General features: G+C 44.7%; 21 protein-coding genes and 1 pseudogene. 9 read left to right on the top strand and 13 right to left on the bottom strand.

Translation table 11 applies throughout. From position 1 onward, the window contains the following. Nucleotides 1-8: 8 nt before the first annotated feature. Nucleotides 9-175, bottom strand: a pseudogene (locus tag AC6I8U_RS26000) (IS1634 family transposase); the annotation flags it as partial. Nucleotides 176-261: 86 nt separating this feature from the next. Between AC6I8U_RS26000 and tnpA the strand changes: the two are divergent. Beyond that, nucleotides 262-591 carry an IS66 family insertion sequence element accessory protein TnpA gene (tnpA, locus tag AC6I8U_RS26005; protein ID WP_498019727.1) on the top strand — a complete coding sequence of 110 codons (330 nt, stop codon included), beginning with the start codon at nt 262-264 and terminating at the stop codon, nt 589-591. A gap of 56 nt (nt 592-647) precedes the next feature. On the opposite strand, the gene AC6I8U_RS26010 is transcribed toward tnpA, so the two are convergent. The 8 genes from AC6I8U_RS26010 to AC6I8U_RS26045 all read right to left on the bottom strand — a co-directional run bounded on the left by AC6I8U_RS26010 (nt 648) and on the right by AC6I8U_RS26045 (nt 7,685). Next, nucleotides 648-1,196, bottom strand: coding sequence for a DUF3156 family protein (locus tag AC6I8U_RS26010; RefSeq protein ID WP_498019728.1), 549 nt, complete (start codon nt 1,194-1,196; stop codon nt 648-650). A gap of 23 nt (nt 1,197-1,219) precedes the next feature. Continuing rightward, complete coding sequence (locus AC6I8U_RS26015) at nt 1,220-1,546, bottom strand: P-II family nitrogen regulator (RefSeq protein ID WP_498019729.1); 327 nt, start codon at nt 1,544-1,546, stop codon at nt 1,220-1,222. 33 nt (nt 1,547-1,579) lie between these two features. Further along, the gene (locus AC6I8U_RS26020; RefSeq protein WP_498019730.1) at nt 1,580-3,031 is read right to left on the bottom strand and encodes an APC family permease; all 1,452 of its coding nucleotides are present in this window, start codon (nt 3,029-3,031) and stop codon (nt 1,580-1,582) included. Between the two features lie 226 nt (nt 3,032-3,257). After that, nucleotides 3,258-4,388: an NAD(P)/FAD-dependent oxidoreductase gene (locus AC6I8U_RS26025; protein WP_498019731.1), complete on the bottom strand. Its 1,131-nt coding sequence runs from the start codon at nt 4,386-4,388 to the stop codon at nt 3,258-3,260. Nucleotides 4,389-4,394: 6 nt separating this feature from the next. After that, on the bottom strand, nt 4,395-5,789 hold the full coding sequence (locus AC6I8U_RS26030) for an FAD-dependent oxidoreductase (RefSeq protein ID WP_498019732.1): 1,395 nt from the start codon (nt 5,787-5,789) through the stop codon (nt 4,395-4,397). Next, a complete protein-coding gene (locus AC6I8U_RS26035) occupies nt 5,782-6,087 on the bottom strand; it encodes a (2Fe-2S)-binding protein (RefSeq protein ID WP_498019733.1) in 306 nt (101 codons plus the stop codon). The genes AC6I8U_RS26030 and AC6I8U_RS26035 overlap by 8 nt, the downstream gene beginning before the upstream one ends. Nucleotides 6,088-6,134: 47 nt before the next feature. Beyond that, nucleotides 6,135-6,536, bottom strand: coding sequence for a Rid family hydrolase (locus AC6I8U_RS26040; RefSeq protein ID WP_498019734.1), 402 nt, complete (start codon nt 6,534-6,536; stop codon nt 6,135-6,137). 9 nt (nt 6,537-6,545) lie between these two features. Next, nucleotides 6,546-7,685 (bottom strand): ornithine cyclodeaminase family protein, encoded by a 1,140-nt coding sequence (locus AC6I8U_RS26045; protein ID WP_498019735.1) that lies wholly within the window; start codon nt 7,683-7,685, stop codon nt 6,546-6,548. 230 nt (nt 7,686-7,915) lie between these two features. Here AC6I8U_RS26045 and AC6I8U_RS26050 point away from each other — a divergent pair, with 230 nt between their 5' ends. Further along, the gene (locus AC6I8U_RS26050; protein WP_498019736.1) at nt 7,916-8,749 is read left to right on the top strand and encodes a helix-turn-helix domain-containing protein; all 834 of its coding nucleotides are present in this window, start codon (nt 7,916-7,918) and stop codon (nt 8,747-8,749) included. A gap of 520 nt (nt 8,750-9,269) precedes the next feature. On the opposite strand, the gene AC6I8U_RS26055 is transcribed toward AC6I8U_RS26050, so the two are convergent. The 3 genes from AC6I8U_RS26055 to AC6I8U_RS26065 all read right to left on the bottom strand — a co-directional run bounded on the left by AC6I8U_RS26055 (nt 9,270) and on the right by AC6I8U_RS26065 (nt 12,104). Continuing rightward, a protein-coding gene (locus AC6I8U_RS26055; protein ID WP_498019737.1) for an IS3 family transposase occupies nt 9,270-10,429 on the bottom strand; the annotation gives its coding sequence in 2 pieces (ribosomal slippage) (nt 9,270-10,162 and nt 10,162-10,429; 1,161 coding nt in all). Continuing rightward, nucleotides 10,395-10,841 (bottom strand): hypothetical protein, encoded by a 447-nt coding sequence (locus AC6I8U_RS26060; protein WP_498019738.1) that lies wholly within the window; start codon nt 10,839-10,841, stop codon nt 10,395-10,397. Before AC6I8U_RS26060 ends, AC6I8U_RS26055 begins: the two co-directional genes overlap by 35 nt. Nucleotides 10,842-10,961: 120 nt before the next feature. Further along, nucleotides 10,962-12,104, bottom strand: a complete 1,143-nt coding sequence (locus AC6I8U_RS26065) for an RNA-guided endonuclease InsQ/TnpB family protein (RefSeq protein ID WP_498019739.1) — start codon at nt 12,102-12,104, stop codon at nt 10,962-10,964. Nucleotides 12,105-12,508: 404 nt separating this feature from the next. Here AC6I8U_RS26065 and AC6I8U_RS26070 point away from each other — a divergent pair, with 404 nt between their 5' ends. The 7 genes from AC6I8U_RS26070 to AC6I8U_RS26100 all read left to right on the top strand — a co-directional run bounded on the left by AC6I8U_RS26070 (nt 12,509) and on the right by AC6I8U_RS26100 (nt 17,261). Beyond that, on the top strand, nt 12,509-13,129 hold the full coding sequence (locus tag AC6I8U_RS26070; RefSeq protein WP_498019740.1) for a hypothetical protein: 621 nt from the start codon (nt 12,509-12,511) through the stop codon (nt 13,127-13,129). After that, the gene (locus AC6I8U_RS26075; RefSeq protein WP_498019741.1) at nt 13,126-13,458 is read left to right on the top strand and encodes a YbjQ family protein; all 333 of its coding nucleotides are present in this window, start codon (nt 13,126-13,128) and stop codon (nt 13,456-13,458) included. Before AC6I8U_RS26070 ends, AC6I8U_RS26075 begins: the two co-directional genes overlap by 4 nt. Before the next feature lie 27 nt (nt 13,459-13,485). After that, on the top strand, nt 13,486-13,785 hold the full coding sequence (locus tag AC6I8U_RS26080) for a hypothetical protein (protein ID WP_498019742.1): 300 nt from the start codon (nt 13,486-13,488) through the stop codon (nt 13,783-13,785). A gap of 243 nt (nt 13,786-14,028) precedes the next feature. Next, a protein-coding gene (locus AC6I8U_RS26085) for an IS3 family transposase (protein WP_498019743.1) occupies nt 14,029-15,179 on the top strand; the annotation gives its coding sequence in 2 pieces (ribosomal slippage) (nt 14,029-14,272 and nt 14,272-15,179; 1,152 coding nt in all). Between the two features lie 307 nt (nt 15,180-15,486). Next, the gene (locus AC6I8U_RS26090; RefSeq protein WP_498019744.1) at nt 15,487-15,768 is read left to right on the top strand and encodes a type II toxin-antitoxin system Phd/YefM family antitoxin; all 282 of its coding nucleotides are present in this window, start codon (nt 15,487-15,489) and stop codon (nt 15,766-15,768) included. Further along, nucleotides 15,765-16,052 carry a type II toxin-antitoxin system RelE/ParE family toxin gene (locus AC6I8U_RS26095; protein ID WP_498019745.1) on the top strand — a complete coding sequence of 96 codons (288 nt, stop codon included), beginning with the start codon at nt 15,765-15,767 and terminating at the stop codon, nt 16,050-16,052. The genes AC6I8U_RS26090 and AC6I8U_RS26095 overlap by 4 nt, the downstream gene beginning before the upstream one ends. A gap of 444 nt (nt 16,053-16,496) precedes the next feature. Continuing rightward, nucleotides 16,497-17,261, top strand: coding sequence for a DUF2971 domain-containing protein (locus AC6I8U_RS26100; protein WP_498019746.1), 765 nt, complete (start codon nt 16,497-16,499; stop codon nt 17,259-17,261). Between the two features lie 159 nt (nt 17,262-17,420). On the opposite strand, the gene ltrA is transcribed toward AC6I8U_RS26100, so the two are convergent. Next, nucleotides 17,421-18,893: a group II intron reverse transcriptase/maturase gene (gene ltrA, locus AC6I8U_RS26105; protein WP_498019747.1), complete on the bottom strand. Its 1,473-nt coding sequence runs from the start codon at nt 18,891-18,893 to the stop codon at nt 17,421-17,423. Nucleotides 18,894-19,780 lie beyond the last annotated feature (887 nt).

The raw sequence follows: 19,780 nt of genomic DNA on the forward strand, positions 1-19,780 counted from the left end.
CAGCATATTTAAGAATAAACCAATTCATACAGCTTTCCTAACAAATTCAGCAGCCTCGTTTGATGCTCTTGCAAGCCGGTGATGAAGCGCTGCTCCCCAAGGAAAGCGTATCGATCCCCTCAAACTTCAAAAACACTCACCGTGCTGTGGGTTTTGACGTGGTTTTGTTAGGGACAAACTGTAAGCGCATCATAAACCCCGCATTCTAATCGCCAAGCACCAATAATAAGATCAAGTCTCCAACCAAAAGGAGATTTTATAATGGCAAAACGATGTTCTAACCAAGAATGGCAAGCTCTCTTAGAACAATATGAAAGTAGCAATATTACTCAACGCGTTTTTTGCGAACAGCACGGACTGAGTTTATCGACATTCTTCGCCAAACGGCGCCAACTTCAAACCGCAATACGACCAACGCCAGTTGGATTTGTCAGAGCTGAAGTCGTCGAAAAGACAACAAAGTATCAAGCTAAATTAGGAACGGCTAACATGACGCTGCTAGTCAATGATGTTGAACTTAGCATCCCCCAAGGCACGCCAGCAGTCTATCTGGCAGAACTTGAACTCACCAATCATCACCACAGACGATGATAGTTTTAACCTTGAGCTGATTTTTTGCAACAAGCCCTTTTAAGGAAAGTGTAGAACTAACTTTGCTCAATGTGGTTGCTGATTGCCTGAATCGCTTGGGTCAAGGGTAGAATTTGCTCGGACGGTAGAGGTATAGCTGTTCGGATTGGAGGTATAATCAAATAAGCCATACCTCCTCCATACGGAGTCAAAGTACATTCAACCGAACCGTCTCTTACATCGATAGATAAGCTATCAAGATCGACGGAAAGCAGCATTTTTTTTAGTTCATTATCTGCATCCAGAGTGGATAGAAGCCGAGTGCAAAAATCTCCACTTGTTTTGCCAGTAAACATTCCCCCGCGACAGCCTTTGAACACGATATTCCCCTGACATGAATGAGTCGTGTTATGGGAAAAAACAATATTCATTGCACACGTGCCACCCATCCAACGCTTGCTGAACTCTGGTTTAATCTGCAAAGTTTCCAGGCCATCGGGTAAGCCACTAAAGTGTACCGTTCCTTCGTCTGACTGCTCAGCATCTCCCCAATAAGGGGAAAATGCTAATGCATGATTATAAAGGGCTGACTGCGCCATGCTAAGGGTGTTAGGTTTTGCACTCATGAAATCCTACCTACGTCCATCTATTATTCGTCGTCCTGTTCTCCAGTACGGATGTTATAGGATTCCGCCACTGGAATAACAAACACACGACCATCACCACGATTACCATCACCAGTTCGAGCTGTTTTTATGATGGTCTGAACCGCATCATCTTTCATGTAGTCTTCGACAACAGTCATAATCATCTCTTTTGGTAGGTCTTTGTAACAAATGTCGCCAACCTTAAGACCACTCTGACGACCTCGACCAATCACAGGCACTTTGGTGAGTGCTTGAATATCCGCTTCAGCTAATGCGTCGGTTACTTCTGCCATTTTTTCTGGTCGGATAATAGCTTGAATTAAAAACATAATGTCATCCTCTATATTCATTTATACCTGTGATTACGCGGTTTTAGCATGCGATTCTGGTTCAATTACAAATGTGGCTTGGATACCGGTAGGCACCAGATCATCATTAATTTTTCGCCACTCAACTTGAGCTTCTTTGATGCCTAAAGGCTGGAACAGAGGTTGCTTGACCACAAATTTCAGCCAGACAACAGCATATACAAGAGCCAACGCCACCATGATTCCGACTAGGTTATAGATTGCGTCTGCCATTTCTGGCACTGGGGCAATATTTAAGATGGCATAGCCAATACCTAACGAGCCAATAATTTGCGGAACAGGGTAGAAGCTAGCCTTATATGGACGACGAGCTTTTGGATATCGGAACCGTAAGATGATGACATTGAGGTGCGCAATGATGTAGCAGAATAGCCAGGCACAACACGCAGACAGAATGTAAACAATCAGGTTCGGTGAGTTAACAATGCCTCCAAAGAAGAACGCTGCAATACCACCAGACATAAACAGGATGCCAACCCACGGGGTTCTGAATCTTGGGTGAATTTTGCGAAATACTTTAGGGAGTTCGTGACTCAAAGCCATACCATAAAGCATACGTGGAACAACGCCAATCACGGTGTTAATGGTACTGGCACTGGCAAAAATTGACACGATTGAAATCCAGATCATACCGGGCTTACCAAGTACGGCGAGTGCCATGTCAACGTGTGGATGATTCGAAGAGGCAAGCTGCTCGGCTGGTACGTATTTCAATGAGGCAAACCCATATACAAGGTTAACAGCAAAGATAACGACCAGACCGGCGATCATGGCGCGTGGAATATTTTTCTCGGCCTTTTTGGTTTCCTGAGCTAAAGGCGTTACAAACTCAATACCAATGTACAGCCAAATCGCTAGCGCCGTTAAGCTGAAAACCCCTGTGCCCATAGCATTAAATGGTATTTCAGCAATTTCCGGGGCTGGTAGAGCGCCTATTCCGGTTAGCCCGATAAATCCTAAAAGAGCAATCGAAATGATCATGGTAAGAGCGAATACAATCTGCACGCGAGCAAAAATATCAACTCCTACAATGTTCATCACCATTAGAAATCCCAGAATTAGTCCCCCGAGTAAAACCGGTGACAGGCTGGGGAAAAAGGTTTCGCTTAGCACTGCTCCTGCAACGGTAAGCTCGGCCGGTGCAGCTAACAGATTTGGCACCAGGTAGCCAAGTAAGGTGGCTACCACTGCTGGTAATGCCCCCATCGCAACACGCGTGTAGGTGCGAATACCACCGGACGCAGGCATCATACATGCCAGCTCAGCATAGCTTTGGGCAGAAAAATGTTGCAACAACCAAGCTGCTATCATTGCGATAACAAAGCCACCGCCTGCGATACCCATGCCTTGTCCCAGTGAAACTAACGTACTCGAAGCAACTACACAACCGACTGCAACCGCGAAACAAGACCAAAACCCTAGGGTCTTTTTGAGTTTAGTACCCATCGTTGTATCTCCTTTACATTTTTGAGTGCTATCAAACACTCATATGACAAGCTACTAAATATAAAAGGTTGAGAGCAGCTTGTGGCCCTATCTATGGGCATCGACACGCTTAGTTAATTTCTAAACGCCAGCTCTTTGAACAACAGCTTTCTTTCATACTATTGGTCGCATTACCTCTTGTATTGAATTTTTGCGACATGTCATTTTGAAAACTGGTTTAACTCGCTTATAAGGTGCGACCAGCAAAGCGCTCATAGCCTAGTTCGCTGATATCGATAGAAGGTGTTTCGTCACATGTTAGTTCTGCTAACACCGTCCCCACAGAAGGGGAAATGCCAAAACCATGCCCTGAAAGTCCGCATCCCAAAACTAATCCGGGTACATCTTCTACTTTGCTTAGGACTGGTACCTTGTCCTCACACCAATCAATTATTCCAACCCAGCTACGTACAACTTTTGCGTGTTTAAGTGCAGGAAGGTAACTAAGTATTCCCTGACATGTTGCTGCAGTGGCTTCTATTGGTGTGTGATCTGCTGTACTACTTACAAGGTCTGAATTCAGCGGAGAACCGCCCCCAAAAACGAAAGAGCCATGAGTTGTTTGGTGACCATAAAAGTCAGCCATTGCAGTGCCAAGCATTTGATAAAACATTGGTGGCTGTGCGTCAGTCACCAGTGTATCCAGTGCGACTGGCTTCATAGGAACATCAACGCCAACAGTCTGGGATATTCGCCGGCTTTCAAGCCCTGCAGCTAACACAACTCTGTCGGCTTCGAATACTCCCTCGGTTGTGACGACTTTGCGTAACTCTCCTGCCACCATTTGTAATGACAGCACATGCTGCTCTGTCAAAAATTGAACGCCAAGTTTACGAGCAGCGTTATGGTATGCTAAAGTGGTTTGTAGTGGGTTTGCATGACCATCAGAGGGACACCAACTCGCTCCAATAACTTCATCGGACAGGTGAGGGCAGATTTCTCGGACTTCTTCTCCACTGACCATCTTTACATCTAGCCCTTGAGCAACCGCGGTAGCCGTCAAGCCTTTGAGAATTTCGATGTGATCATCCGTTTTACCCAAGCGCAGGTTTCCATGCTGATAGTATTCAACATTGGTTCCTAATTCCTCTGAGAGATGTGGCCAAAGGTTCTCTACCCCATACATAGCGAGTGCAAGTTCACGTTTGTCTCGTCCAGATTGACGTACTCCACCGCCATTACGCCCTGAGCCTCCGTATCCGAGCGCCGCACTCTTTTCAAGAACGATGACCGATTTTCCCTTTTTTGCTAGATAGTAGGCGGTAGAACATCCGATAATTCCACCTCCTATGATGATGACATCAGCTCTTGTTTTCATTGTGTCTTACTCCTTCTCACCAAATTCCATGTTGGCATATTGCGCTATACTCAAAGGTTTTAGTGGTGTTCGAATGCGCATGGCTCCAACCTCGGTTATATCCAGTGAACAACTATCTGCAATGATTTCGGCAATGGTTACGGCGCACATGCGTCCCTGACAGGGGCCCATTCCAGCCCGGGTTTTGCCTTTGATTTGAGCAGGGTGTCGTGCGCCCTGAGCGATAGCTTCACGGATTTGGCCTGCAGTGATTTCTTCACAGCGGCAGACCATGGTTTCGTCGTCTGCAGGAACCAGTGTTTGACGGTTTGGTGGAAAAACATGATCAAGAAATGGGCGAATTACTTGCTCTTTTTGAAGGTCTTTCTTGTGTTTTATCGCTAGTTTGTCTCGTTCGCTGGCACTGATTTTCTGTAATTTGTACGCACTGTCGAGAGCAGCTAAATGTCCTTTGGCTGCTGCCATTGGGCCACCACCAATACCAGAGGAGTCGCCTGCAATAGAGATTCCTTCTGCGCTGGTTTGTCCCCATAGGTCGAGAACAGGTTTCCAGTAGCGTTGCGGTTCATACCATTCATGTTCGCAGTTAAGCGCTTGACTCAATCTCAGGTTGGGAATGACCCCTTCATTCAATAAAACGGATTTTGCGACAATATCGACCTGCTTGCCATTATGGGTGAAGCGCAGACCTTCAGCTCGCTCGCAACCGATAACTTCGAGATCTCTGCAACCCATGTAAAGAGGTACTCCCGCTCGTTTCACCTTCCATCTCATCTGCATCCCTTTAATAAGGTAGCTGGATCTGAGTAGAGCTTTAGGCAAAAATGGAATCGCTTTTAGGTAATCTTTAAAACCAGCCGTTTCGACCATCGCAGCGATTTCGACACCGTTATCAACTAAGTGGCAAGCTGCCAGCAATAGCAGAGGTCCACTTCCGGCAATAACCACTGGCTGATCTGGGACCATATTTGCGGACTTGAATAGAATGTCCGCCGCGGCAGCACCCATCACACCGGGTAGCGTCCAGTTTTTCATTGGTACTGGGCGCTCTACTGCGCCAATACCAAGCAGCATTCGCCGTCCCTTTACTCGTTTCATTGCCCCTGAAGATAAGAGATCTACATTGAAATCATTGGTGATATTCAAAACAGTGGTGTTAGGCATATATGTAACACCGGAACCACGGAAAGCTTCAATAAGAGACTTACCTGCAAAATAGTCCTTCCCTAGCACATGAGCATTTTCCGAACGACTACGCTCCATAGAGCGGTAGATCTGCCCGCCGGGCTCTGGCTGTTCATCAACTACTAAGGTGTTAACCCCTAAACTGTCGGCAGTGACTGCCGCTGCTACCCCAGCTGGGCCTGAGCCAACGATAATAAGGTCGTAAATTCTATCCATTTGCCAACACCTTTTTTCCGTCTTGACGATTGACAACCATACCGTTGCGTACCTGGATAGCGCACGCCTGCTGATTGGGGATGCCATCTATCTCCATTAAACACTCGAAACAGACGCCCATTTGGCAATACCCAGAACGATGTTCACCACTTATCGGTGAAGTTCGGTTGTGACCAGCACCTGCAGCCATGACTGATGCTAGAACGGTTTCACCAGCGGGTACCTGCAACTGTTCATCCTCAAAGGTGATGGTTACAAGTTCAGTGGTAGGAGTGTTTTCAGACAACCTTTTCAACATTCTTAATTCCTTGCAGGTACCCCGAAAAGCACCTATTTACAATTTGTTTAATCTGTACAAGTTTCACAGCCAAGAATCGCTTCAAGTTCAATTTCAACTAGTTGACTCGGACGGTTTAATTTTGGCGTTTCAACCATGGTGAACAGTGGTTTTACTTCTTTGAAATACTCACTAAACGCGCAAGCAACATCTTTGGCCTGCCCCATATCAGTGACGTAAGCCTTCACTTTATAGACATCTTTCGCTTCAGCGTCCGCTTGCTTCAACAGATCGATAAACTTGCCGAAAATGTACTTGGCTTGTTCGTAAGCTGTAGTACCAAAGACAGTGCCATCTGGTTGAACGGCTGTCGTTCCGCAAACATGGATTTGGTTTCCAATCTTGACCATGCGTGAATAGCCCGTAAATTCTTCGAGTTTTGAGCCCGTGGTATAGTTGATTCGTTGCATGTTCTCTCCTTATTTAAGTACAGGCTCATCCCAAAGGTTCAGTGAAACACCAATACCTTTTTCAATCGCGTTACGATAAATTTTTGTTGCCCATGCAACGTCTTCTACTGGCATCCCACCAACAGACATCACTATGATTTCATCGTCGTTTTTGCGACCCGGAGTCACGCCAGCAACAATTTCGCCAAGGTCTTCTAGTTCACTCTTGGTTAATGTTCCTTCCTCAACCATGTCCATATAACGCACCCCTACCAAAGGGATAATGTTGTGTGCAGGTTTCGGCACTTCTTCGTACCACGCCTCATATAAACCGGTGTTATCCAGAACCTTTCGAATATCGGAAGCTTCCATACCATCATCAAGTCGGCAGCTCGCAGGCATTGCTAAAAAGGCACCTGGTTTAACCCATTCACGTTTCACTTCTGGGTAAGTCATTGGGTCTCCGGTTTCTCCAGAATTACAGTAGGTAACTAGGTCTGAATTACGCACGACTTCTTCAACGGTATCGACGATCTGCACATTCGTGATTTGTGGATATTCAACGGAGAGCCAGGTGATAAAACTGTCTAAGCTCGTTTTTCCACGGCCTTTAATCTTGATTGTGTCTACACCTGGGCAGGCAGCAATAAATGCCGCTACTGTTGTTTTTCCCATAACGCCCGGCCCAAGCAGACCGATGACTTTAGAGTCCTTACGAGCTAAATAGCGAGCCCCCCACACCGGAATAGCCCCAGTTCGATAAGCGGACAGTAAATTTGCTGACATATAGGCAAGTGGTGCACTTGTTTCTATATCGTTGAGGATGAACATGAGAATAGAGCGAGGTAGGCCTTTCTCGCGGTTAGCGATATTGGAGCCATACCACTTAACGCCACAAGTTTGAAAGTCACCACCCAGGTAAGCAGGCATTGCCATTAGACGACGATCAGCCGTTGGCTTAGGCATATTCGGGAAAGGCGATTCATCAGGGAAGGTAACCATTGCACCATGCGAGTCGCTATTTGGGCCCGCCATACGGTAGTCTCCCTTTTGCAGGAGAACAAACATCTCCTCCATTGTATCGACGCAGCCGGACATATCGGTTACGCCAGCCTTAATCATGTCTTGTTCAGAAAGGTATATAAAATCAATTTTTGTGCTGTCTGACATATCGTCACCTATATCCATATTATCTGCTGTGGCTTCTTACTCTACTCATATGCCCGCGTTTGTTGTTGCAACGTTGACTGGGTGCTTAATGAGTTATTGCTTTCAATACTAATGCTCACATTTAGATGTGTATTGTAATTTTGCGACATTGGTCATAATCAAATACGCATAGCTGACTTGGCATTCACCTTGCTTATCTCACTTAATACTCAAGCATTTAAGGATTAGCTATGTCTGTCTCTTCATTGTTATCGAATATTTCTGGGATTCACTCTAAGCAACCTTTTTTTGTCTTGAGTTCAGAGCAATTTCTTACTCATCTCGCACCAGACATCCCGGAGGTTTCCCATTTCTATAGCTTTAAAGCCGGTAGTTCTAAAGAATCGACGATAGCAATCCCGGATGGCTGTATAGATATCGTGTTTGACTGTGATTCAGTGTCACCTGCTGCGCAGGTCTGCGGGACAAGATTAGAAGCAGGAGCTGTCTCATTTGACCCCGGCCATCAGTACTTTGGTGTTCGATTTGTTCCCGGAGTTCTCCCAGACTTTTTAACCATTTCAGCGCAAGAACTTATTGAGCATGAGTTAGATTTGCACGATGTAACCACGGGGTCCGAATGCCTGCTCGAACAGGTAATAAAGAGTGAAAACTTTTCGCAAAAAGTAGATGCAGTAAGTCAGTTTTTGAAGAAAAATCAACGACGAAAAACCTCTGAGTTAACCAATAAAGTGATCGCAAAGATCCGTCTACACAAAGGAAATATTCAAATTAAGGACCTGGAGCGCTTTTCAGGTTATAGCACCCGCACTTTGCAGCGTATGTTTAAGAATGATGTTGGTTTGACTCCGAAAGGATTTAGCCGTGCTATTCGTTGCCAATCAGCGGTTTATGATATCAATCACTGTGACGGTCTCGCTTTCTCTGATCTTGCTTTTGACCTTGGATTCAGTGACCAATCCCACTTCCTCAGAGAGTTTAAAAAGCTGGTTAATGTTACCCCACAGGAATATCAAAATAGGGTTAAAGAAAAGGCCTATCTTGAACGCATCCATTGCTATTGATGGGTCAATTTTGGTGCAAACTGCACCAACGGTGAATTCATTTACAAAGTTCAGCGAGAGATAGGCTGAGTAACTATGCGGCACTCGATGCAATGAATGTACAACTCTGGCTGACTTTTGACAAGGGAGCAATTATGGATACTCGCGGGAACGATTTTTTTTCACAAGCAGTCCGTAACCAAGCAAGTATGAGAGATAAACAGAAGCATTGTGATGGATTTCAAAAACTGTACATGGCTAAGTGAATCACACATAGCTCAAAGACAGATGACGTGTAATTAAAGAATTTATGAAAGTTGGTACCGGTCCTTCTCTCTTAAACAGCAGACCAGTAGGCTGACAATGTGTTTGTAAAGACTTAACTTAACTGTCAATGGTGAGCTCCTCGCATTTGGTCCCATTTAACGACAAGTTTCTAGAGCTTGGGGGCCGAACGCTTGGAGCTCTTTTCTACCTACGTAGAACCACTCTTTCGCAATACTCGCTATTGTGCTCAATAGTTAAAACCGCGCTGTAGTGGTCAACAAATTCCGGACACTAACATAAGCCGATTTTCGGCAGTAACTGGCGACAGCCCATCATTTGCTTGATGAGGCCGTTGCCTATTGTAGTAATCCATCAAGTAATAGCTGATATCTTTCTTTGCCTGTGTTTGGGTCAGGTACCCAGTAGCTGGTATCCACTCGGTTTTAAAGCTTCTAAATAGCCTCTCCATAGGAGCAGTATCCCAGCAGTAACCTCGACGACTCATACTCTGAGTTATGCGATATCGCCAAAGCCTTTGACGGTATTTTAGGCTACTGTATTGGCTTCCTTGGTCTGAGTGGAACATCACGTTGCTAGGTCGTCCTCGTTGTTCCCAAGCCATATCCAAGGCTTTGCAAGTCAACTCTGCATTGGGTTTGTCTGATAGCGCCCAACCCACTACTCGGCGGCTAAATAAGTCGAGTACAACAGCCAGATAACTCCACTTTGAACCTGACCAGATGTAAGTAATATCGCCACACCAAACTTCATTTGGAGTGGTAACAGAGAATTCACGCTTCAACCTATTGGGGATATCTGGTCGCTCTAGCTTGGCTTGCTTATAGCGATGCGAACCTGGTTGTTTGCTTATCAGCTCGGCTTCTTGCATAAGCTTGCGTACTTTGAAGCGTCCGACATCGAAGCCTTCAGACTGCAGCATAGAAGCAAGAGTCCGACTACCGGCAGCGCCACGACTCATGTTAAAGAGCTGTTTAACTCGGCTAGCTAACCGAATACGATTAGCATCCGGCTTTCGTTGTTTAAACTCGTAGTAGCAGGAAGACGAGACATCGAACAGCTCACAAAGAATTTTGACCGGTTCATGCTCCCTCAACTGGTCAATTAGCGAGAACGTTCGAGTTCGTCCGACATTAAGAGAGCTGTGGCTTTTTTTAGTATGGATTTTTCTCTTGCTAAGCGATTAATCCTAGCCTCTAACTCTTGGATCTTCTGCTGTTCTGGCGTCAGAGCTTTAACAGCTGGCGTTTCTCCGCCACGCTCAATCTTTAGTTGGTCGACCCAGCGTCGCAAGGCCGTATCACCGATATCTAAGGAGCGTGCAGCTTCAGATATCGAGTAACCTTGATCAAGAACTAAGCTTGCAGCATCTACTTTGAACTCAGAAGAAAATGTACGTCGTTGTCGTTTTGTCATTGAACACCTCATTTGTGGTGGAGACTTTACCACCTAATTTGGTGTCCGGGATCATTAAACCACTACACGCCATATCCTTTACATACTTTGAAAGTACTTTTTTAAGGCTGACCTTGTTGTCATATGATCGTTCGTACGCTTCGTGATCATCTATCTCGTCCACTCGAAAAGCATCTCTTATTGAGTCTTCTGTGCGATCGTAGTGCTCCAGCGCAGAGATGAGAGATGACGGATACAAATCACCATAAACCGTTGTAAAACTCTTACTCTCGTTGGCGAACTGTTTCCATGGTTCGCCTTCCGGTTTATCAGGAATATCGCCCTCCTTCATGCCATCGTAGCGACCTTCAATCCGTTCTAGTTCGATAAGTGTGGCTTCTTCCGCTTGCCTTAGCGCAGCCATTAGAGCCATCACTGGGTCTTTTCGAATCTGCCATGCCCTATCGCGCCGATTCGATTCAAAAGTGACTACTCACCGCCCTATTGGGCGATGCTTCTTATTTCGTTAGCCGTTGCTCGATAGTATCGAGACTTAAGCGGCTTCCATAAGCAGAGACGATTGCCCAACCGCCTTTAATTCCAGAATGCCTTTGTCGCGGATATTCAGGGCGGCATTTAAGTCGCGATCTATATCCGTTGTGCCACAAGATGGACAGTCCCACTTGCGAACCGATAAGGGCATTTCTTCCATTTTATGACCGCAACAATGACAAGTTTTAGAGCTGGCGTACCACTGATCGAGCTTTACTAGATGCTTACCTTCCTCTTTCAGTTTGTACTCTAGCCTAACGACAAAGCTATGCCATGAGGCATCCGCTACGTGTTTCGCCAGTTTGCGGTTTTTCATCATATTGGCTGATTTCAATGTCTCAACTATCACCGCTTGGTTTTCGTCAACGAGAGTTCGAGATAGTTTGTGTTGAAAATCAGCACGAGCGTTAGCCACTTTTTCGTGGCTCTTCGCCACAAGTAATCGTGCTTTCGCTCGATTGGCGCTCCCTTTTGCCTTGCGGGATAGCTGACGCTGCTTGCGTTTGAGGTTTTTCTCAGCGCGTTTTACAAATCGTGGATTGGTTGTCTTCTTGCCGCTCGACTCAATGGCAAAGTGAGACAAACCTAGATCAATGCCTGTAACTTTGTTTACCGTATGGAGCAGGTTAGGTGCATCCAGACCATCATCAACGAGGATAGATGCGTAGAACTTGCCCGTCTTGCTCAAGCTGACAGTAATGCTCTTAACCTTGCCTGCGATCTGACGGTGAATGTTCGCCTCTACAGGCTTAATTTTCGGGAGCTTTATTGCACCATCAAGTACCTTTACGCCTACACAGTGATAGCTAGATTGCTTCCCGTGCCTACGCTTAAATTGAGGATACTTGGCTTTCAGCTTCGGGTTAAAGAAGTTATCAAAGGCTTGATGAAGGTTGATTACCGACTGCTGCAAAGCAATTGAGTCATATTGCTTTAGCCAATGATATTTGCGGGATTTCTTGGCGACAGCAAGCAGTGGCTTAATGTCCTTTTTAGGATTCAATGCAACGCCATGCTTGTGGTACATGTGAGATTTTAAATGCAGAGCTTTGTTGTACGCGAACCGGACAGCACCGAACTGAGCCATTAGAAACTCAGCTTGCTCCTGTGTTGGGTAAATGCGTACTTTGGTTGCTCTTAGCACTTAAGTTACTCCACTGTATGTGTATACAGCATTATACTTGCTTAATTCTGCCTGTCTATTTTAAAGTGCTATCGCACTTTCGCCTTATATCCCCGCCCTCATCGGGCGAGGGTTTACGGCGAGATTGCTAAAATATGCGATCACGGTACCTATCACCGTTGCAATAGCTATGACAGCGTTGCTTGCATCGATATCTACCATTTCCATCCCTATAAGCAGCATTGCAACAACATACCCTATAGAGATCCCAAAAATAATCATTAGCATGGTCAATTCCCGTATCTATTTAGCTTCGCTAAGATGGAGCCGATTATACCGATAATCCAACTATTTAGGCGGCGTTTTACACGCTTCATACCTCATATCAGTACATTGAAAGCACGTTCATTAAGGTATAGACGCCATTGACTTGCACACGAGATGCTGACTACAAAGAGCTTCTGCTCAAAGAGTGCACTACCTTCATTGCAGAGCTTCAAACCACACCTATATCGCCACCAGCGAGTTGCAGTACTGAAACAGTGAAAGCACGCAGACTCATCAGTACTTGTCAGCGCTATGGCGTCTCTGGCTATCCAACCGCCATAAACGATGCATTAGAGTCGGCAATACGAAGCTACCGAGCCAAATATCTACAAGAACATTATCCACTCATGTGCCAAGCATGGTCCCCGAGAACTGAGTACAAACAAACACTCTCCACAGTGGTTACAGAACTCTCCGTTGAATATCTGGGTAGTCGCTCGGAAGCAGAACATGGGAGACTCAAGCAAACCTGGGTCAAAGAGCAGCTTATTGAATTTAGTGCATCAGTACGGCAAGCATTAAGGTTTTATCGTGGGAAGCTGTCTGGTTTTAGTAAATTAGAAAGGGCGCAATATTTAAACGACCATGGCGACAGGGTGCAGCGTTTGATTGGCATTATTCAGTTCATGCACGTCAAGTTGGGCCTGTTCGGGCCTCATGAGTTATCTGTTTTAAGTGAACTAACCCAAATCTTGACCATTACAGGGAGGAAAGTATGACGATAAAGACCTCTACGAAAGACTCAATACCCAACTACGAAGAAGTTGAAAATCTTGGGGTTGTAATGGCAAATGTGTTATACAAGCACTCTGCCTTTTCAAATACTTCAATCAATCTCACTGGGCTTTTCAAAGGTATCAAACCGATCTATAAGGACCTTCATACCTGTCGCTTCGAAGCTCAGTCAAAGGCAATAATGGAAGCAGAACGACTCGGAGCAAACGCGCTAGTCGGCATACGCTATGAAACCAGTCATATCGCGCCAAACTATATCGAACTGCTTTGCTTTGGTACTGCAATACAGGTTCGCGAACTTAGCAAAACCTAATTACTAATAACGAGGATTTTTCTCAACGTGTTCAACACTAATATGACAACAATGGACAGAGCCAAATATTTGGAGATGACCAACAAAAACCCTGAAGATGAATTGCTAGGTAAACTGCTGACAACGCTCGGAGACCAAAGCGCTGAACGTATTCAAAGTGTTGCCAACCGAATGGATATTGACGTTCTCAAGTCAATGACACAAAAGCTATCAATCTACCTTGAAGTTGCATCAAAGGAAAAGGCACAAGAGGTGATTGCCAAACTCCAACAAGAAGGATATAGCGAACAGGAACTGAGAGAGTTCTTTCAAGGTCTTACGGAGTAACGATTCACTTTGCTGAATAAATAGACGTTATGGTCGGAAAACATACGGGGTAAATACCCAAAATTATGTATAAATAGTCACCAAAATGAATAATATTTAACCAAAGGAAATTATAAAATGACTTCCCACTCTCAAGCTATTACGCTTTTGTGTTGATAAGAAAGGATGGTGCATACCATCCTGATCTGCACCAGTAGTTTTGGACACCGAGTTAAGTGAGTACAATCACTAACGAGGTGAATCATGACAAACAAGAAAAAACATATTATCCACTCTGCTGAATTCAAAGCAGAAGCTCTTAAGCTAGCAGAGAAAGTGGGAGTAGCAGCGGCAGCGAGACAGCTCTCGTTACACGAATCTCAGATCTATGGTTGGCGAAAGGCCGCCACTAAAGACACCAGTACCAGTCAGCGCGAAAAAGATCTAGCCGCTGAAGTCGCCAAGCTCAAAAGGCAGTTGGCCGAACAAGCTGAAGAGCTAGATATAGTAAAAAAGGCCGCCACCTACTTCGCGAAAAATCAAAAGTAGATTGCTACGAATTTATGCTTGAACACCTGCTGTGCTTCAGTACTGTCCGCATGGCTAAGGTGTTCAGCGTTTCACGAAGTGGGTTTTATTACTGGATTAAGCATCGCCACAAGAGCATTCAGCGTGAGGTAACTCGCCAAGAGCTTGATACGAAGGTCAAAGAAGCTTTTAACAATAGCAAAGGCCGTGATGGCTCAAGGCGTATCCAGAAAGAACTGGCTGAGAACGGTAATAGCCATAATGTTAAAACCATTGCCGCCAGCATGAAACGTCAGGCTTTAACACCCAAAGCGGCACGCAAGTTTAAGTGTACTACGGATAGCAAACATAAAATGCCAGTTGCTCCAAACCTGTTGGTCCAGGATTTTGAGGCAGAAGCTCCGAATCAGAAATGGGCGGGTGACATCACCTATGTGGCGACAAGCGAAGGGTGGCTGTATTTAGCTGTAATTATTGACCTTTATTCACGACAAGTTGTCGGTTGGTCTATGGATACCAGAATGACGGCAACGCTGGTCTGCGACGCGCTATCGATGGCTCTCTTCCGCCGTGGGTTCCCAGAGCAGGTTATTGTTCATAGTGACCGAGGTAGTCAGTATTGCTCAAAAGACTATCGAGAGATAATAACCACTTATAATCTAAAGCAAAGTATGAGTAGGAAAGGAAATTGTTGGGACAATGCTTGTGTTGAGAGCTTCTTCCATTCAATGAAAGTTGAAGCGATCCAGTACGAGCCGATCATGACGCGAGACGAGATGCGGCAAACGATCTTTGAATATATAGAGGTTGATTATAATCGAACAAGAAGGCACAGTGCTCTTGGGTATCTGAGTCCAGTTAACTTTGAAAACCAAAATGTCGCTTAATGAAGTGTCCAGTCTAGCTGGAGCAGATCACTCGACAATAAAGACTAGAACTATGACAATAAAATTCGAAACTTTTCGATGCTTTTTGTCGTAGTTTGGCTTTTACTCTGAAAAGGTTTCGCCCCTTTCTTCGTTAGAGCAATTGATCTACAACGACAAGTGACCCTATAGCTACCGAACTTTTGCTAATGCCAAGACGTCTGATGGGTAGGTGTGGATTGCGGTGGGATATTGCAATCAAATCCTTGCTTGTAACAATAGGCTGACTTATAATTTGTACGTTATTTGGTACAACTTGGAGTTCAGTATGAGCCGTATTCATTTCGATCAAGATATTCAGCCATTGTCTGAGTTTCGCTCAGGTGTAGCTTCTTACATCAAACAAATCAATAAGACTCGTCGTCCATTGGTCATTACGCAACATGGCAAAGGTGTTGCAGTTGTTCTTGACGTTGCTGAATATGAAGCCATGCAAGAGAAGATCGAATTACTAGAAGAAATGCGCACAGCAGAAGCACAGTTAGCTTCTGGTCTTGGTATTTCTAATGATGATGCGCGTGCTCAAGTCTTGGGACGCATTAAAAAATGAAAGTAGTTTGGTCTCCATTGGCGCTTCAGAAGCTAGGTGACGCAGCAGAGTTCATCTCTTTGGACGGTCCATCTGCGGCAGAAAAGTGGGTAAACGACACTTTTGATAAAATTGAATTGCTTGGAAGTATGCCTGAAATGGGACGCTTTGTGCCTGAAATGCCCCATACCAACTATCGTGAAATCATCTTTGGTCACTATCGTATTATCTACAGCTTAAGTCATGAAATCCGAATATTAACAGTTCGTAATTGTCGTCAGATGTTATCGGAAGATGACGTGTAAAATAGCGTTCTAATTGAGCTATTGCATAACTCAAGCTCTATACGCGTCGTTGGCGAGGTTTTGTCCAGAAGCTTCTCAGTGCGATCATCGCTAGCAAGGTTATGCCCCATTCCTTGCCAGTAACGTTCAATCTCACAAATAATGGAGAGGTGGTTTGACCTACTTTTTCTTATCTGTGTAATGTCTAGTAAACTGGGGCCTTACCAAACCTGCGACTTCACAAGAGACTTAACGCGACATGATTTACTTGTGTACGGGTGGTTGTTCCTATTCCGCTTCAAACGGCCTCCAGCACGCGTTATGAGAGCAAGCATATGGTTTTGCTTGCGCACAACGTGTAGATTACTCTAATAGTCCACAAGCACTTTAGTACATATGTTATTTAAGTATCTACCCCCAGAGAGAGTTGACGTACTTCAAAACCTATCTATCAGATATAGTCCTTTGAAGTCATTAAATGATCCTTATGAAAGCTTACCTTTGATAGATGCATCGGAACTAAATGATAAGCTGAGCACTGAGACCCACAAAAAGTTAGAAAAAATGTGGGAGGATCTGCCTGAGCATGAGAAAACTTTGCACAATCGTGAAATGTTGGATAAAGCTAAAGCAAACCTTAGCGAACAATGCTCCAATGAATTCACTGTTCCACAGCTAAAAGATCAAGTAATGGACTTGTTTGGCGAACACTTTGGCATACTGTCCCTTTCTAGATCTAATTCGAATCTTTTGATGTGGTCTCATTATGCAGAGTCGATGAAAGGGTTTGTTATAGGGTTTGACCGAGATAATGAACTTTTCAAACGGCCAACAGCTAACGGTCAACCAACCGAGCCAAGAGCCGTCACATACTCTGACGTTAGAAGACCTTACAAGGCTTTATCAGGCAAAGAACACTGTTCTATCCTGACAAATAAGCCATTGGACTGGGCTTATGAACAAGAAGAACGTGTGTTTATGGCGTTTATGCCACCTGAGTTCAGAACAGGGTATAAAGACGGTTTTGGTTTAGACGTATATCTCATCCCATTCTCAAGTAGTGCAATCTTAACAATTTATATTGGATGCAATGCTACGAAGGAAACCAAAGCAGAAATATATGAAAGCATTTTGAATAACCAAATAAAGTGCAAAGTATATGAGACATCACCATCAGTAACGCACTATCAATTAGAGTTTAAAGAAGTTTTACTCCCCTTAAACCTTTAATCTTAATGTCTCCAAATACAAGTTCATTTGAGTCGATAACTCACTTTTGTCGAGTAGACGACACTTGTTGCCAAGTGCCGCCCCTCTAAGAACCGTACGTGCAACTTTCACTGCATACGGCTCAAGCCTCCACTAAGGCATCGTTTGATACCCAGCAACTCATAAAGCAGTTGGAACAGGTTCAACCCAAGAGTTACGCGCTTGTCTTTTTGACTTCCGCTTGGCCAAGTACTCTTGATAATCGGGGTCATAAGGAGTCGCAGCACTTCGGATTTTCACATGTCGTTCTATAGGCACTTTTGCTATTTGGAACAGATTGAATTGGCAATCCATGTCCATAATTTTCTGCCAACCATGAAATTGCCATTGGCCTTTTCGGTTGAGAAAATACTTGTGAACAACCCAGTCTTTAGACTTAGTTGGATGACGCCTAACTGCCCAGTGCCATAGTGCTTGGAATAGCTTGTGGCCTACATACCCGAATACTTGTTTAGCGACGCAGTGGCGGTAGTAATTCGCCCATCCTCTGAGTTTCGGATTTATCAGTTTGATAAGGTCATTAACGGGTATAGTAGCGTGCTTTTTGACAAGTTCACGTAGATTTCTTAAGAATAACAGCGTGTTGGACTTGCTCGGTTTAATGAGCAATTTCCCTTTGTACTTCCTATGGTTGAAGCCCAGAAAGTCAAAACCATCATCAATATGAGTAATCTTCGTTTTTTCTTCGGATAAGGTTAACCCTCTTTCAGCCAAAAAGTCAGCAATCAACGGTTTGATATCGCTCACTAGTACTTCCTTTGAAGAGCAAGTGACCACGAAATCATCAGCGTAACCAATGAAGTTAGCTCTAGCACCTTTTCTGAGAGCTGTGGATTTTATGCGTTGTTCTAACCCTGCGAGGGTCATTAGCATCAAGGTTGGGGAGATTATCCCTCCTTGTGGCGTACCCTCATCGGTGTCGTAGAACAGGCCTTTATCCACAAAACCAGACTTTAGCCATTGCTCTAACATTCGTTTATCTACGGTGATATTGTTCATAAGCCATTGATGCCCGATTTTATCGAAGCAGGCTTTAATATCGCCCTCGAGAACCCATTTTGCTGATTTCTTCAGAGCCAAGCATTTAAAACATTGACTGATGGCGTCAGCGGTGCTGCGGTTTGGTCTGAATCCATAGCTGTTGAGGTCGGCTAGTGTTTCAGAAACAGGCTCAAGTGCAAGCAGGTGGAGCGCTTGTTGCGCTCTGTCTATCATGCACGGAATACCTAGAGGTCTGAGTTTGCCATTCTTTTTGGGGATGTAGATACGTTTGAGTGGCTTGGCTTTGTAAGTCTTGCGACTTAGTTGATTGACTGCTTTCATACGGCGATTATCTGTGTTCCAGATAATGCCATCTATTCCAGGCGTTTTACTGCCTTTGTTTTGAGAGACTCGCTTAACAGCAAGCAATTTTGCTGAGCGAGAATGAGTTAAGAGCCACTGTAAGGATTTCACCTTACCGTATTTCTTTTCTCTTGTTGCTTTTGCGATACGCATTTGAAGCTTTAATACGTGCGCTTCAGCGGATTTCCAGTCGATAGACTGCCACTGAGCACCGTCAGAAGATGCACTAATCTCTTTCGAGATCACCATTTACTTTTCTCCTTAAATACAGTTCTTCAAATTCTCTCGCAATGGGAGACCAGTCGGAAGTGGGCCCACTTTCGTGATCAGGCACAAGCCTGTATCTGCATCATTACAATGCAGCTTTCGCTTTCTCCGACCTCCTATACCTGCATCACTATCGGTCGCAAAGACTTTCCCATAGGGAGTGATACAGGCTTACCGTGTTCCGTATGTCACGCAATATCAGGTTAGATGCCCGCTATAGTGCGGAGGGCTTAATTGATCACGAAAGAGTATAGGACAACCTCTTTCCAACTCTCGTTGCCTTTTGGCTACAGCGTATTAACCACTTCCGCTGTTTCATCACATAACGCACCTTAAACGGATTCACATTCGTTCATCATACTGATTATCTAGCACTCACCCGATTTGTGGTTATCAGGAGGATCAACCTCTCACGATTTCGATCCCGAGCAATTGTTTAATTGCTCTTCGTTACATTGTCAGAGCCGCTACTTTATTCAGGCTCGTAGGTTCATCTGGTGATACAGATGGTTCACTCTTAAAGCGGTGAACAGCGCTTCATACGACTTCACGTCGCACGTCCAAAATCGAGTTACGAGGACTATTTCTTGTATGTGATCACCAAGCGATTCTGTCGTACCTTAACTACCAATGGGAAAAGTACCCTAGTGGTCATTGCAGTATTTTCGACTCACTCTGCGTCTAAATAAATCTCACATAATATCAATATAATCAATGAATTACTGCTTTAGCGTACAATAATTTCCGAATCGTCGTGTGACCCCTTGTTGAGCCCAAGTTGGGAGCGGCAGGAACATCAACATCATTAACAACAGTGTTGGTTTCATAGCTGTCTACTCTTGAGTTATTGGTCAATAGTGACAGTAAAC

Source organism: Vibrio sp. KUL80 (assembly GCF_059725495.1).